The sequence below is a fragment of the Aeromonas sp. HMWF016 genome (assembly GCF_963878195.1).
Lineage (GTDB): Bacteria > Pseudomonadota > Gammaproteobacteria > Enterobacterales > Aeromonadaceae > Aeromonas > Aeromonas lacus.
This window is the reverse complement of the sequence record NZ_CAWNWX010000024.1, coordinates 65,583-78,908: the sequence shown is the minus strand read 5'-3', so window position 1 is coordinate 78,908 and position 13,326 is coordinate 65,583. Positions and strand designations below refer to the sequence as shown.

At 57.8% G+C, this 13,326-nt stretch carries 14 protein-coding genes and 1 pseudogene; 12 read left to right on the top strand and 3 right to left on the bottom strand.

Going from position 1 to position 13,326, the window contains the following annotated elements; all coding sequences use genetic code 11:
* Nucleotides 1-2: 2 nt before the first annotated feature.
* On the bottom strand, nucleotides 3-500 hold the full coding sequence (locus tag AACS24_RS03175) for a GspH/FimT family pseudopilin (protein WP_108572330.1): 498 nt from the start codon (nucleotides 498-500) through the stop codon (nucleotides 3-5).
* A gap of 147 nt (nucleotides 501-647) precedes the next feature.
* Here AACS24_RS03175 and AACS24_RS03170 point away from each other — a divergent pair, with 147 nt between their 5' ends.
* From AACS24_RS03170 to luxS, 4 genes are read left to right on the top strand one after another with little or no spacing between them, the layout of a single operon-like run.
* Entirely contained in the window at nucleotides 648-2,270 is a 1,623-nt protein-coding gene (locus tag AACS24_RS03170) for an NAD+ synthase (RefSeq protein ID WP_108572329.1), read from the top strand.
* Between the two features lie 9 nt (nucleotides 2,271-2,279).
* Nucleotides 2,280-2,618: a nitrogen regulatory protein P-II gene (glnB, locus tag AACS24_RS03165; protein WP_005308848.1), complete on the top strand. Its 339-nt coding sequence runs from the start codon at nucleotides 2,280-2,282 to the stop codon at nucleotides 2,616-2,618.
* Between the two features lie 50 nt (nucleotides 2,619-2,668).
* On the top strand, nucleotides 2,669-3,271 hold the full coding sequence (locus tag AACS24_RS03160) for a transglycosylase SLT domain-containing protein (protein ID WP_181364292.1): 603 nt from the start codon (nucleotides 2,669-2,671) through the stop codon (nucleotides 3,269-3,271).
* Between the two features lie 18 nt (nucleotides 3,272-3,289).
* A complete protein-coding gene (luxS, locus tag AACS24_RS03155; RefSeq protein ID WP_108572327.1) occupies nucleotides 3,290-3,799 on the top strand; it encodes an S-ribosylhomocysteine lyase in 510 nt (169 codons plus the stop codon).
* A 295-nt stretch (nucleotides 3,800-4,094) separates the two neighbouring features.
* On the opposite strand, the gene AACS24_RS03150 is transcribed toward luxS, so the two are convergent.
* On the bottom strand, nucleotides 4,095-4,721 hold the full coding sequence (locus AACS24_RS03150; protein WP_108572325.1) for a type II secretion system protein: 627 nt from the start codon (nucleotides 4,719-4,721) through the stop codon (nucleotides 4,095-4,097).
* A gap of 41 nt (nucleotides 4,722-4,762) precedes the next feature.
* On the opposite strand from AACS24_RS03150, the gene AACS24_RS03145 reads away from it, so the two are divergent.
* From AACS24_RS03145 to deoD, 7 genes are all read left to right on the top strand, one after another.
* Nucleotides 4,763-5,542, top strand: coding sequence for a TatD family hydrolase (locus tag AACS24_RS03145; protein ID WP_108572324.1), 780 nt, complete (start codon nucleotides 4,763-4,765; stop codon nucleotides 5,540-5,542).
* Between the two features lie 216 nt (nucleotides 5,543-5,758).
* Nucleotides 5,759-7,033 (top strand): NupC/NupG family nucleoside CNT transporter, encoded by a 1,275-nt coding sequence (locus AACS24_RS03140; RefSeq protein WP_108572323.1) that lies wholly within the window; start codon nucleotides 5,759-5,761, stop codon nucleotides 7,031-7,033.
* A 125-nt stretch (nucleotides 7,034-7,158) separates the two neighbouring features.
* Complete coding sequence (locus AACS24_RS03135; RefSeq protein WP_005340467.1) at nucleotides 7,159-7,329, top strand: XapX domain-containing protein; 171 nt, start codon at nucleotides 7,159-7,161, stop codon at nucleotides 7,327-7,329.
* 389 nt (nucleotides 7,330-7,718) lie between these two features.
* A complete protein-coding gene (gene deoC / locus AACS24_RS03130; protein ID WP_108572350.1) occupies nucleotides 7,719-8,492 on the top strand; it encodes a deoxyribose-phosphate aldolase in 774 nt (257 codons plus the stop codon).
* 109 nt (nucleotides 8,493-8,601) lie between these two features.
* On the top strand, nucleotides 8,602-9,933 hold the full coding sequence (deoA, locus tag AACS24_RS03125; protein WP_108572322.1) for a thymidine phosphorylase: 1,332 nt from the start codon (nucleotides 8,602-8,604) through the stop codon (nucleotides 9,931-9,933).
* A 14-nt stretch (nucleotides 9,934-9,947) separates the two neighbouring features.
* Nucleotides 9,948-11,156 carry a phosphopentomutase gene (locus AACS24_RS03120; protein WP_108572321.1) on the top strand — a complete coding sequence of 403 codons (1,209 nt, stop codon included), beginning with the start codon at nucleotides 9,948-9,950 and terminating at the stop codon, nucleotides 11,154-11,156.
* A gap of 80 nt (nucleotides 11,157-11,236) precedes the next feature.
* The gene (gene deoD / locus AACS24_RS03115) at nucleotides 11,237-11,953 is read left to right on the top strand and encodes a purine-nucleoside phosphorylase (protein WP_005340471.1); all 717 of its coding nucleotides are present in this window, start codon (nucleotides 11,237-11,239) and stop codon (nucleotides 11,951-11,953) included.
* 67 nt (nucleotides 11,954-12,020) lie between these two features.
* Here deoD and AACS24_RS03110 read toward each other — a convergent pair whose 3' ends face one another.
* The gene (locus AACS24_RS03110; protein WP_108572320.1) at nucleotides 12,021-12,641 is read right to left on the bottom strand and encodes an AhpA/YtjB family protein; all 621 of its coding nucleotides are present in this window, start codon (nucleotides 12,639-12,641) and stop codon (nucleotides 12,021-12,023) included.
* Between the two features lie 120 nt (nucleotides 12,642-12,761).
* Here AACS24_RS03110 and AACS24_RS03105 point away from each other — a divergent pair.
* Nucleotides 12,762-13,326: pseudogene (locus tag AACS24_RS03105) on the top strand (phosphoserine phosphatase SerB); the annotation flags it as partial.

The following is a 13,326-nucleotide window of genomic DNA, read 5'->3' as shown; positions in this document are numbered from 1 at the left end:
GCTCAAGGGCAGATTGTTGTGGTGTCTGTCCTGCTACTGCGGCCAGAAACGGCAATAACCAGGTCAATCTCCGGTTCTTGGCTCACACAGACTTTAATGGTCATATTGGTGCCCAGGCTGGTACCGTCTGGCGCAAACAGAACCCGGGTTCTGGTCGAAGTGATGGCTGCGCTGGATGAAAAGGCTGGGGTACGTGCCAACTCTGTTTCACCGTTATCAAGTTGGGAGTTGTTATTGGTATCGGCAAATACCAATAACTGTGTTGAATTGCTGGAAACACACTGGCTTGCGTTGTTGATTAGACACGCGCTTACGGTTTGCTGCTCGCTGATCGCTTCGTTACGCGCGAAGCGCAGGTGTTTCATCAACCGTTCACTTTCATAGTTGGCGGTGTTCTCTTTGAGCAGGTCGCTTAGGGCAGGAATACCAATGACAAGTAGTATGACCCCCAATGCAATGGCGATCATCAGCTCCAGCAAGGTAAATCCGCGTTGTTTCATGGTGGCCTGAGGTGTGTCGTTCCGTGACTATCTACAGCTTATCCTTACTGCCGATGGCTGTCACATGGTTACACCAGTCTTGAACTGGCAGATCGCCCCCCTTTTCTTTATCATTCCCCATCATTTTCGAATTCAAGATGCATCGCCATGGCAAAAGCCCTCTCTCTGATGCTTGCCCAGTTGAATCTGACGGTAGGCGCCATCGAAGATAACACTGACAAAGTGCTCGCTGCGGCCGCTCAAGCCGAGCAGCAAGGTGCCGATCTGCTGGTTTGTTCCGAGCTGGCCCTGACCGGCTATCCACCGGAAGATCTGCTGCTGCGCGCCGATCTGATGATCCGGGTCGATTCCGCGCTGGCTCGCATTGCCGAATGGCAGGGGACCTGCGCCATTTTGGTCGGGCATCCTTGGCGTGAAGGGGAGGCGCTCTATAACGCAGCCTCCCTCTATGAGCACGGCAAGCTGATTGCCCGTTACTTCAAGCAGGACTTGCCCAACTACGGGGTATTCGACGAGAAGCGCTACTTCACCGCCGCGACCGAAACTTGTGTGGTTCCCTTCCGTGGTCACAATCTGGGTCTACTCATCTGTGAAGACCTCTGGCAGCCGGGCCCGGCGCTGGCCGCCAAGGCGGCAGGAGCCGAGTTGCTGCTCACCATCAATGCGTCGCCCTACGATCAGGAGAAACCTTGGATCCGCCGCGAACTGATGACTGAGCGCTGCGATCAGACCGATCTGCCGCTGGTCTACCTCAATCAGGTATGCGGTCAGGACGAGCTGATTTTTGACGGCTGCTCCAAGGTGTTCAACAGCCAGGGCGAGTTGACCCACAAATTGGCACCGTTTGCCGAAGAGCTGGCGCTGGTACGCTTTGCCGATGGTCAGCCGGTGAAAGAGCGGGAACCGGCTGCGCCGCTGGAGCCGTTGGCCGAGACCTATCAGGCTCTGGTGCTGGCGGTGCGCGACTATGTCACCAAGAACGGTTTCCACGGTGCTGTGCTGGGCCTCTCCGGCGGCATCGACTCGGCGCTGACGCTGGCCATTGCGGCCGATGCCATCGGTGCTGACAAGGTGCAAGCGGTGATGATGCCGTTCCGCTATACCGCCCAGATGAGCGTGGAGGATGCCAAGGAGCAGGCCGAGCGGATGGGGGTCGAGTTCAACATCATCTCCATCGAGCCCATGTTCGAAGGATTTATGGCTCAACTGGCGCCGCTGTTTGAAGGTACCGCCCGCGACACCACCGAAGAGAACCTGCAGGCGCGCTGCCGTGGGGTGCTCTTGATGGCGCTTTCCAACAAGCGTCGTCGCATCGTGCTGACCACCGGCAACAAGAGCGAAATGGCTGTCGGCTATGCCACGCTGTACGGTGACATGGCGGGCGGTTTTGACGTGTTGAAAGATGTGCCCAAGACGCTGGTCTTCAAGTTGTGCGAATATCGCAACTCGGTCGACTACGTGATCCCGCAGCGGGTTATCGACCGCCCGCCTTCAGCAGAGCTGGCGCCGGATCAGGTGGATCAGGACAGTCTGCCGCCGTACGACATCCTTGATGCCATCCTCAAGCGCTACGTGGAAGAAGATGCCTCCGTGGCCGATATGGTGGCGGAGGGCTTCGAAGAGGCGGTGGTACGCAAGGTGATCCGGCTGGTTGATCTCAACGAATACAAGCGCCGTCAGGCGGCGGTTGGGCCCCGCATCACGGCCCGCAACTTTGGTAAGGATCGCCGTTATCCCATTACTTCCGGGTTTGGCAAACAGAACTGGTAAGGAGTCACCATGAAGAAGATTGAAGCCATCATCAAACCGTTCAAGCTGGACGATGTGCGCGAGGCCTTGGCCGAGATCGGCATCAACGGCATGACCGTATCCGAAGTCAAAGGCTTCGGCCGCCAGAAGGGCCACACCGAGCTCTATCGCGGAGCCGAGTACATGGTCGACTTCCTGCCGAAAGTGAAGGTGGAGCTGGTGGTGCAGGATGAGGATCTCGATGCCTGTTTGGAAGCGATCCAGAACACCGCCCGCACCGGCAAGATTGGTGACGGCAAGATCTTCGTTTGTGAGGTGGAACGCGTCATTCGTATCCGTACCGGCGAAGAGAACGAAGACGCTATCTGATGTCGTTTTTGCCTCGTTATGTTCAGGAGAGCAAAACAAATTCTGCTCTGATGTCCCGAAAACGCATCGTGGCGGTGGCAGGCCTGCTGCTAGTACTCACAGCGTGCAGTACCCGCCCGCCGGCCCAGCCGGAAAACTTGTGCCAGATCTTTCGCGAAAAGCCGGAGTGGCACAAGGCAGCGCTCAAGATGAACGAGAAGTGGGGAACCCCGATCCACGTGGTGATGGCCATGATGTATCAGGAGTCCTCCTTCGTACACGATGCCCAGCCCCCGATGGAGTATTTCCTCTTTATTCCAACCGGGCGGGCGAGCTCGGCTTATGGCTACGCTCAGGTGAAAGACGAGACCTGGGCTGATTACCAGCGAGAGACCGGCAATAGCTGGAGCGATCGCGATGACTTTGCCGACGCCATCGATTTTATGGGCTGGTACACTAACAAGGCCCAGCGGCTCAATGGCACCTCCAAGTGGGATGCCTATGGCCAGTATCTCAATTATCACGAAGGGTGGGGTGGCTATCGGCGTGGCAGCTATCGCAGCAAGGGGTGGTTGATGAATACCTCGCGCAAGGTAGAAGCTCGCGCCCAGCGCTACGGCGCCCAGTATCGACAATGCAAGGATCAGCTCTCCCGCGGGGGCTGGTTCTGGTAACCCAATCAGGAGTCAGAAATGCCGTTATTGGACAGTTTTACCGTTGACCACACCCGTATGGAAGCGCCAGCGGTGCGTGTGGCCAAAACCATGCAGACCCCGAACAAAGACACCATTACCGTGTTCGACCTGCGTTTCTGCGTACCGAACCAGGAGATCCTCTCCGAGCGCGGTATCCATACGCTGGAGCACCTGTTCGCTGGTTTTATGCGTGATCACCTGAACGGCAACGGCGTGGAGATCATCGACATCTCCCCCATGGGCTGCCGTACCGGCTTCTACATGAGCTTGATTGGTGCGCCGGATGAAGCCCGTGTTGGTGCAGCCTGGCTGGCAGCCATGAGCGACGTGCTGACCGTGCAGGATCAGGCCAAGATCCCCGAGCTGAACGAGTATCAGTGTGGCACCTACAGCATGCACTCGCTGGAAGAGGCGCACGCCATCGCCCGTCATGTGCTGGAGCGCGGCGTTGGCGTCAACCGTAATGACGAGCTGGCACTGCCGGAAGAGAAGCTCAAAAGCCTCTAAGGCTATCGAGTCAAGATGAGAAAAACCGGTCAGCAATGCTGGCCGGTTTTTTATCGCTGTTTGCGTCGCATTGCGATGACTTGTTCACTTTCTCCGCTCTGCTAGGATGTTCTCCTGCTTGTGTTTCAACTGCGGGAGGGAGTGCCGATGAAAGGGGTGTTGCTACGCTGGTTGGCCCGTTACGGCGAGTGGTGTGAAGAGTGGGGACTTACTCAGGAGAACCGGCGCTGTTGTACGCCGGTTCGTTATGATGAGGAGCCATCGAAAGAGTGCAATCCCGGCAGTGATGATTCACTTACTGAAAATTGCGGGTCACGGCACCGGTAACGCTGTTGTATTCAAAGCCCAGGCCATTTGGGTAATCCGGGAAGCGACCGACAGAATCGCGCAGAATATAGCGGCAGTTATAGTGCACCTCGTTCCCTTCATCTTCATCCGGATGACCCGGGCCAATCATGGTGGAAAGGTAATCAGCCCGCTTCTGCACTGCGTCAGGCTGATCCGTTGACGCAACGCTCTGACTACCATCCAGCAGGTCGGTAAATAGCAGTCGGCAGTCTGACTGGTTGCTGACCGAGATATGGTTGCCCGATCCTGGCTGATAGGGCGTGTCTACCGGCTTGTTGTAATCTTCTTCGGAGCCCACTGGCCAGCCATAGCGGTTGATATCTATCGTGCTGTTGCCAAAACTGCTCAGGTTGTAGAGCGCGACGGATTGCCCCTTCACTACCACCGCCCAGCCGGCATTGGCCAGACGCGCCGCACTGGCAAAATTGCTCGCAGTCGCCGATACCATGCTTTTGAGCGCATCATCCTTGATATTGATAAAGCGGGGCAGGGCCACCACTGCCAGGATCCCCAGTACGATGATGACCAGCACCAGCTCAATCAGGGTAAAACCACGGTGTTTGTTGTTCATCATTTCCAATGACCCATTAAATCCCACAAACAGGTGTGAGTGATATGCAGCTGACAGATACCCATTGCCACCTCGATTTTCCTGACTTTGACGAGGACAGGGAGGCATTGCTGGCTCATTGCCAGGCATCCGGGGTGACGGAGTATATCATTCCTGCCATCACCGAGACCAACTGGCACCGTGTGATGGCGCTGGCCAACCAGCACACAGGACTGTGTTATGGCTTGGGTGTTCATCCCTGGTATGCCGGTGAACAAGAGGAAGGAGTAATAGATCGGCTGCAGGCGCTGGTATCGAGCCGTCCCGAGGGGCTGGTAGCCATCGGTGAGTGCGGACTGGATCTGCGCTCCCATGTACCTCAGGCGGGGCAGCTCGAGTTGTTCGAGGCACAGATCAAGCTGGCAGTCGATGTGGAGCTGCCATTGGTCATCCACTCGGTGCGAGCCAATGACACTGTGGCCAAGTTGCTGCGTCGCTTCAAACCGGTTCGAGGTGGTGTGATCCACGCCTTCAGCGGTTCGTTGCAACAAGCAGAGGCGTTCTGGCAGTTGGGCTTTTATCTTGGTGTCGGCGGGGTCATCAGCTATGAGCGGGCGAACAAAACCCGTGATGTATTTCGGGCCATGCCGCTTGAATCGCTGGTGCTGGAAACCGATGCGCCGGATATGCCGCTACAGGGGCGGCAAGGAGAGCGAAATACACCGGAAGCGCTGCCGGAAATTGCGGCGATATTGATGGGAATACGAGAAGAGCCTGCAGAGTATGTTTCAACTATGTTGCATGATAATACCGAGCGACTTTTCCGGCATCGCAAAAGGCAATGAAACATTGGTGTAACAAGTGGTTGAGCTATCAGGGAAAAAAATAAGCGTAAAAATCGTTTGCTGTCTAATTTTGTGACACTTGAATAATTTGATACCGATAAAATGTGACCAGCATTCTATTTTATCGGACTTTAATTAGTATAATGCGCACCCCTTGATTAGTTGGGTTTAGTTACAACTCGCTAACAAGCCAGGTGCTACTAGAGGAAGATAATAATGAATTTGTTCATGGGTCTGGTAGGGATGGCGACGCTCGTCCTTATCGCGGTGCTGTTCTCCAGCAACCGCAAGGCAATCAACGTCCGTACCGTAGCCGGTGCGTTTGCAATTCAAGCCGGTCTGGGGGCGTTTGTACTTTATGTACCGGTAGGGCGCGATATTCTGGTCGGTGTATCCGATGCAGTCTCCAGCGTCATCAGCTACGGCCAGAATGGTATCGAATTCCTGTTCGGTGGTCTGGTCAGCAACAAGATGTTTGAAGTGTTCGGTGGCGGCGGCTTTATCTTTGCCTTCCGTGTTCTGCCGGTCATCATCTTCTTCTCTTCCCTGATCGCTGTGCTCTACTACCTGGGCATCATGCAGATGGTCATCAAGTTGCTGGGCGGTGGTCTGCAGAAAGTGCTGGGCACTTCCCGTACCGAATCCCTCTCCGCGACTGCCAACATCTTCGTAGGTCAGACTGAAGCGCCGCTGGTGGTTCGTCCCTACATCTCCAAGATGACTGACTCCGAGCTGTTCGCGGTCATGTGTGGTGGTCTGGCATCTGTTGCCGGTTCCGTACTGGCTGGCTACGCCTCCATGGGCGTCAAGATGGAGTACCTGATCGCTGCCTCCTTCATGGCTGCACCGGGTGGTCTGCTGTTCGCCAAGCTGCTGGTACCGGAAACCGAGACCCCGAACTACGACGAAAGCTCCGCTGATGCCGAGCTGGACGACAAGCCGGCCAACGTGATTGACGCCGCCGCTGCTGGTGCTTCTGCCGGTATGCAACTGGCTCTGAACGTCGGCGCCATGCTGCTGGCCTTCATCGGCCTGATCGCCATGATCAACGGTATCTTCTCCGGTGTGGGTGGCTGGTTCGGTTATCCGCAACTCTCTCTGGAACTGCTACTGGGCTGGATCTTCTCCCCGCTGGCTTTCCTGATCGGTGTGCCCTGGAGCGAAGCTGTGGTTGCAGGTTCCTTCATCGGTCAGAAACTGGTGGTGAACGAGTTCGTGGCTTATCTGAACTTCGCTCCGTACCTGAAAAACGAGGTGCTGATCAACGGTGTGGCCATGTCCGATCACACCAAGGCGATCATCTCCTTTGCCCTGTGTGGTTTTGCCAACCTCTCCTCCGTTGCCATTCTGCTGGGTGGTCTGGGGTCCATGGCACCGAACCGCCGCGGCACCATTGCGAAATTTGGTCTGAAAGCCGTACTGGCTGGCTCTCTGTCCAACCTGATGTCTGCGACCATCGCAGGTTTCTTCCTGGCACTGTCCGGCATGTAATATCAGCCTGACTGACAGGGTATAAACACGAACGCCACGGCATCTGCCGTGGCGTTCGTGTATGGAGCGGTGACAACCGTTTTCCTATCTAAACTAATAATAAAATGAGTCAAATCGGAGGTTATATGAATGAAGTGCTACTGGCGATGGTGGCTGGCTTTATAGTCGGTTTGTTGTTTTCTTTCCTCAAATTGCCGATCCCGGCACCTCCCGTTTTGTCAGGGGTGATGGGAATTGTCGGGGTCTATCTGGGGGGGCTGGCCTACTCCTGGATCCTGACGCGCTTCTTTTCGTAAGGCATTTTTGAATGCGGATTTGCCAGATGTGAGGTACCTCTGAAAATGGCAAATCCGGCTTGCAAACAGGGGGTATCTCGGCTGAAATAGGCGTTGCCAGCAGGGTGCTGGCAATGACTAATGCTCGATGAAATCGGGTGTTGGCGGTCAAATGGAATTGATTGGGAAGTCGGGTCGGAGTTGCTCTGCCTTTCTCAAGTCTTCATGGAACCAAGTCCGCACTTTTGTAAGAAAGTGACAGGGCTCTTGCCTTATTTACAGTCGTTGTGCCTCAGCCTTCGCACTGTAATTCCATTCCCGTATAGCTGGGAATTGCTACTGTTATCTCCTTTTTGGAGCTTGTGGTGGTGCCCGGTTATCTGGATCAAATCGAGACTTTGGAGAACAGAATGAGTGATCTGAAACTGGCCGCCCAGCGCGCCCTGAACCTGATGGACCTGACCACCCTGAACGATGACGATACCGATCAGAAGGTGATCGATCTGTGCCACAAGGCCAAGTCACCGGCTGGCCTGACCGCCGCCGTCTGCATCTATCCCCGTTTCATCCCCATCGCTCGCAAGACCCTGCGTGAAATCGGCGCCGCCGACGTGCGCATTGCGACCGTGACCAACTTCCCGCACGGCAACGACGACATCGAGATCGCCGTGGCCGAGACCCGTGCCGCTGTCGCCTACGGTGCCGATGAAGTGGACGTGGTATTCCCGTACCGCGCGTTCATGGCCGGCAACGAACAGATCGGTTTTGATCTGGTCAAAGCCTGTAAAGAGGCCTGTGGTGCCAACGTTCTGCTGAAAGTGATCATCGAAACCGGCGAACTGAAAGAAGAAGCGCTGATCCGTCGCGCTTCCGAAATCTGTATCGATGCCGGTGCCGACTTCATCAAGACCTCCACCGGCAAGGTGCCGGTCAATGCGACTCCGGAAGCTGCGCGCATCATGATCGAAGTGATCAAGGCCAAGAACCCGAAAGTCGGCTTCAAGCCGGCCGGTGGCGTGAAAGATGCCGCCGTTGCGGGTCAGTACCTGGCCATGGCCGAAGAGATCCTCGGCAAGGACTGGGTATCTGCCCGTACCTTCCGCTTTGGTGCATCCAGCCTGCTGGCCAGCCTGCTGGCCACTCTGGGGCATGGCGACAAGCCGGCCAACACCAGCGGTTACTAATAGGTTGATGAGAGGGCGGACTGCTGTCCGCCCTGTTAAGCCCCCACCTGTGGTGTGCGGGCAAGGATTCAGGCTTGTGTAACGCCAGCAATGGCGGAGGGAATGAAAGATGTTTTTGCCTCAAGAGATTATTCGCAAGAAGCGCAACGGTGAAGCGCTCAGTACCCAAGAAATTCAATTCTTCGTTCAGGGCATTACCAACAACACCATCGGCGAGGGGCAGATCGCCGCGCTGGCGATGGCGGTCTACTTCAAAGACATGACCATGGATGAACGGGTTGCCCTGACCTGCGCCATGCGCGACTCCGGCATGGTATTGACCTGGGATCACCTTAATCTGGGTGGTCCGATTGTCGACAAGCACTCCACCGGTGGGGTGGGTGACGTTGTCTCCCTGATGCTTGGCCCGATGGTCGCCGCCTGCGGTGGTTTCGTACCTATGATCTCCGGCCGTGGCCTGGGCCACACCGGCGGTACCCTCGACAAGCTGGATGCCATCCCCGGCTACCAGACCTCGGTCGACAACGATCGTTTCCTGAAAGTGGTGAAAGAGGCGGGTGTCGCCATCATCGGCCAGACTGGCGATCTCGCCCCGGCCGACAAGCGTATCTATGCAGTACGTGACATCACTGCCACCGTCGAATCTGTTGCCATGATCACCGGCTCCATCCTCTCCAAGAAGCTCGCCTCCGGGCTCGAAGCGCTGGTGATGGATGTGAAAGTGGGCTCCGGTGCCTTTATGCCGACCTTCGAAGCCTCCGAAGAGCTGGCCAAGAGCATCGTTGCCGTGGCCAACGGCGCTGGCTGCCGCACCTCTGCGCTCTTGACCGATATGAATCAGGTACTGGCCTCCAGCGCTGGTAACGCGGTGGAAGTGCGCGAAGCGGTGCGCTACCTGACCGGTGAATATCGCAACCCACGCATCCACGAAGTGACCATGGCGCTGTGTGCCGAGATGCTGATCTCCGCAGGTCTGGCCAGCGACGAGCGCGATGCCCGCGCCAAGCTGCAGGCGGTACTGGATAACGGCAAGGCTGCCGAGATCTTCGGTCGCATGGTGGCTGGCCTGGGTGGCCCTGCCGATTTCATGGAGCGTTACGACGCTTACCTGCCCAAAGCCGCCATCGTGCGCCCGGTCTTCGCGGCCAACAGCGGCTTCGTGACCGCCATGGATACCCGCGAACTGGGTCTGGCCGTGGTCGCCATGGGCGGTGGTCGCCGCGCTGCCGGTGACAAACTTGATTATGCGGTTGGTCTGACCGACTTTATCCGCCTGGGTCAGAGCGTCGATGCTGACAAGCCGATCGCGATGATCCACGCTCAGACTGAAGAGCAATACGCTCAGGCTGCCAGCATGGTGCAGGCGGCTATCCGGATTGGTGGCGAGCGGCCCGAGGCACTGCCTGAAGTGTACCGCCGTATCACCCTGGCTGATTTGTAACAAGGGGAAGTCCCATGAAACGTACCTTTATCCTGATGATGGACTCTTTCGGTATCGGCGCTGCCGCCGACGCTGACAAGTTCGGAGACACGGGCGCCAATACCCTTGGCCATATCGCCAAGGCGTGTGCGGCTGGTGAAGCGCAGGGCCGCGGTGCCCTCAATCTGCCAAACCTGAGCAAGCTGGGCCTCGGCCACGCTTGCGAACAGGCCTCTGGCACCTTCCCGGCAGGTCTTAAGAAAGATATCGAGGTGGTCGGTGCCTACGGCTACGCTCAGGAGCTCTCTTCCGGCAAGGACACTCCGTCCGGTCACTGGGAGATCGCCGGTGTGCCCGTACTGTTCGAGTGGGGCTACTTCAAGGATCACACCAACAGTTTCCCGCAGGAGCTGCTGGACGCCATCGTCGAGAAGGCCGGTCTGCCCGGTTATCTCGGCAACTGCCACGCTTCCGGTACCCAAGTGCTGGACGATCTGGGCGAAGAGCACATGCGCACCGGCAAGCCGATCCTCTATACCTCTGCCGACTCGGTGTTCCAGATCGCCTGTCACGAAGAGACCTACGGCCTTGAGAAGCTCTATGAGCTGTGCCACATCGTGCGCGAGCTGCTGGAGCCCTACAACATCGGCCGCGTTATCGCGCGTCCGTTCGTGGGCAGTGGCAAGGGCAACTTCAAGCGTACCGGCAACCGTCACGACTACTCCGTGCTGCCGCCGGCACCGACCGTGCTGGACTACATGAAGGACGCGGGTGGTCAGGTGGTTTCCATCGGCAAGATCGCCGACATCTATGCCCAGCAGGGTATCACCAAGCAGGTGAAGGGGACCGGTCTGACCGAGCTGTGGGATCGTACTCTGGAAGAGGTGAAAGCGGCCGGTGACCAGACCATCGTCTTCACCAACTTCGTCGACTTCGACTCCTCCTACGGCCACCGTCGCGACGTGAAGGGCTACGCCGATGCGCTGGAGTATTTCGATTCCCGCCTGCCGGAGCTGTTCGACCTGCTGCAGGATGGCGACGTGGTGGTGCTGACCGCAGACCACGGTTGTGACCCGACCTGGAGCGGCACCGACCATACCCGCGAGTACATCCCGGTACTGTTCTACGGCAAGCCGGTCAAGGCTGGTTCCGTCGGCCGTCGCGAGACCTTTGCCGACATCGGCCAGAGCATTGCGGCGTACCACGGTCTGCCCAAACTGGCGTACGGTACCAGCTTCCTGTAATTTACCCGCCCGCCACTCCGGTGGCGGGCAATTTTAATAAAGACAATAAAACTCAACCCAAGTGTGAAGGAATCAAGAGAATGGCAACTCCTCATATCAATGCGAAAGATGGCGCCTTTGCTGATACCGTGCTGATGCCGGGCGACCCCCTGCGCGCCAAGTACATCGCCGAGACTTTCCTGGAGAACGTCGAGCAGATCTGCGACGTGCGCAACATGTTCGGTTTCACCGGTACCTACAAGGGCCGTCGTATCTCCGTAATGGGCCACGGCATGGGTATCCCCTCCTGCTCCATCTACGCCAAAGAGCTGATCACCGATTACGGTGTGAAGACCCTGATCCGCGTCGGCTCCTGCGGTGCCGTGCGTGAAGACGTGAAACTGCGTGACGTGGTGATCGGTATGGGTGCCTGCACCGACTCCAAAGTAAACCGTCTGCGCTTCAAGGATCACGACTTCGCAGCCATCGCCGACTTCGATCTGGTTGCCAATGCTGTGCAGGCTGCCAAGAACAAGGGCGTTGCCGTGCGCGTCGGTAACATCTTCTCCGCCGACCTGTTCTACACCCCGGATCCCTCCATGTTCGACGTCATGGAAAAATACGGCATCCTGGGTGTCGAGATGGAAGCTGCCGGTATCTACGGCGTGGCCGCAGAGTACGGCGCCAAGGCACTGACCATCTGCACCGTCTCCGACCATATCCGTACCGGTGAGCAGACTACCTCTGAAGAGCGTCAGCTGACCTTCAACGACATGATCGAAATCGCACTGGATTCCGTCCTGCTGGGCGACAAGTAATCCCCTTGCGAATAAAAAACGGCGGCCTGCGGGCCGCCGTTTTTTTATCTGCTCTCTGTCCGGGCCATCAGTTTTCCGGTGGCGGGGAGGGGGGCGCACTCTTTTTCTTGTGCTTGCGCACCCGCATGTAGTTGCGGCGAATGCCGTAGGAGATAAGCACCCCGGCCAGCAGGGCGACCAGCAGCATCAGTCGCTGTTTCTCCTGTGTCACCTTGAGCCGGGTATCTTTGTCCGCCAGCATCTGCTGCTCTTCCAGCGTGATGCGCAGATAGCCGAGGGTCTGGGCTCCGTCCTGGATCTCCTGCACGAACTGGATGCGTCCCTTGCCCTGCTCCGGCATCGACTTGTTGTCGCTGCCGATGGGGAGCAAGCTCTCCAGCGGAACGGCCTGATCCGACTGGGCGAGAGGGATGCCGCGTCCATCATAGAGGGTGACATCGAGGATCTCCGGCTCGGTCGCCAGATCCCGTGCCAGCCGCTCCAGCTCGCTGCTGTTGTCCTCCTTGATCCAGCGCTTCATGTCGCGGGCGGCATAGGCGACCAGCGCCTGGGCGCGGTTGCGCGCTTCGCTGTGCAGGGCGGCCTGACTCTCTCCCTGCATATGGAGGAGCACAACCAGTACCCAGCAGCCGAGCAGCAGGCCGGCTACCAGACTGAGCACACGTTTGATGGGAAGATGACGCTGCAAGCGCGAGACCTCATGCTGACCGGGAGTTGCGGGATCTTGGCGCTTGCCTGCGCAAAAAGCAATACGCTACTCTGGGCCACTATTGTTAACCCCTTGATCACCATGGAAGGCGTATCGCTTATGTTGTTGTCCCGGCTCCCCACCTCCTTATCCGAATGGCCCGCCCACCTGTCATCTTCCCCCTGGTGGCAGCTGACCCCGGATGCCCTGCAACCGATCGGAACGCCTCTTGCGGCTGGCTGGCTGGTACTGTTTGGCAAGGCTCTGGGGCCGGCCTCTCTGGAAGAGCTGGCGCCCCTGTTGGCTGAGCACGGGGTGACGGCGACTCTCTATCCGGTGACCGAAGTCGCGGGTTGCCCGTTGCTGCTGCTCGGTACCGACCGCTTCTCGCCCGAGCTGGTGGCCGCGCTCAAGGAGAGGGAGTGGGAGATCGATCTCTGCCATCTGCCCGCTCTGCCTACTCTGAGCGAGCCTGGCCTGCTGGTGATGGATATGGACTCCACTGCGATCCGCATCGAGTGCATCGACGAGATAGCACGGCTGGCGGGGGTGGGCGATCAGGTTGCCGCGGTGACCGCGGCCGCCATGCAGGGCAAGCTGGAGTTTGCCGACAGTCTGCGCAATCGGGTTGCGCTGCTTGAGGGGGCGCCCGTCGCCATCCTCGACGAGGTAGCGGCGTGGATGC

Coding starts and splice junctions, on each gene's coding strand:
- deoA (WP_108572322.1), top strand. CDS start 8,602: ATGTTTTTGCCTCAAGAGATTATTCGCAAGAAGCGCAACGGTGAAGCG.
- AACS24_RS03120 (WP_108572321.1), top strand. CDS start 9,948: ATGAAACGTACCTTTATCCTGATGATGGACTCTTTCGGTATCGGCGCT.
- glnB (WP_005308848.1), top strand. CDS start 2,280: ATGAAGAAGATTGAAGCCATCATCAAACCGTTCAAGCTGGACGATGTG.
- AACS24_RS03170 (WP_108572329.1), top strand. CDS start 648: ATGGCAAAAGCCCTCTCTCTGATGCTTGCCCAGTTGAATCTGACGGTA.
- AACS24_RS03150 (WP_108572325.1), bottom strand. CDS start 4,721: ATGATGAACAACAAACACCGTGGTTTTACCCTGATTGAGCTGGTGCTG.
- AACS24_RS03145 (WP_108572324.1), top strand. CDS start 4,763: ATGCAGCTGACAGATACCCATTGCCACCTCGATTTTCCTGACTTTGAC.
- deoD (WP_005340471.1), top strand. CDS start 11,237: ATGGCAACTCCTCATATCAATGCGAAAGATGGCGCCTTTGCTGATACC.
- luxS (WP_108572327.1), top strand. CDS start 3,290: ATGCCGTTATTGGACAGTTTTACCGTTGACCACACCCGTATGGAAGCG.
- AACS24_RS03160 (WP_181364292.1), top strand. CDS start 2,669: ATGTCCCGAAAACGCATCGTGGCGGTGGCAGGCCTGCTGCTAGTACTC.
- AACS24_RS03175 (WP_108572330.1), bottom strand. CDS start 500: ATGAAACAACGCGGATTTACCTTGCTGGAGCTGATGATCGCCATTGCA.
- deoC (WP_108572350.1), top strand. CDS start 7,719: ATGAGTGATCTGAAACTGGCCGCCCAGCGCGCCCTGAACCTGATGGAC.
- AACS24_RS03135 (WP_005340467.1), top strand. CDS start 7,159: ATGAATGAAGTGCTACTGGCGATGGTGGCTGGCTTTATAGTCGGTTTG.
- AACS24_RS03140 (WP_108572323.1), top strand. CDS start 5,759: ATGAATTTGTTCATGGGTCTGGTAGGGATGGCGACGCTCGTCCTTATC.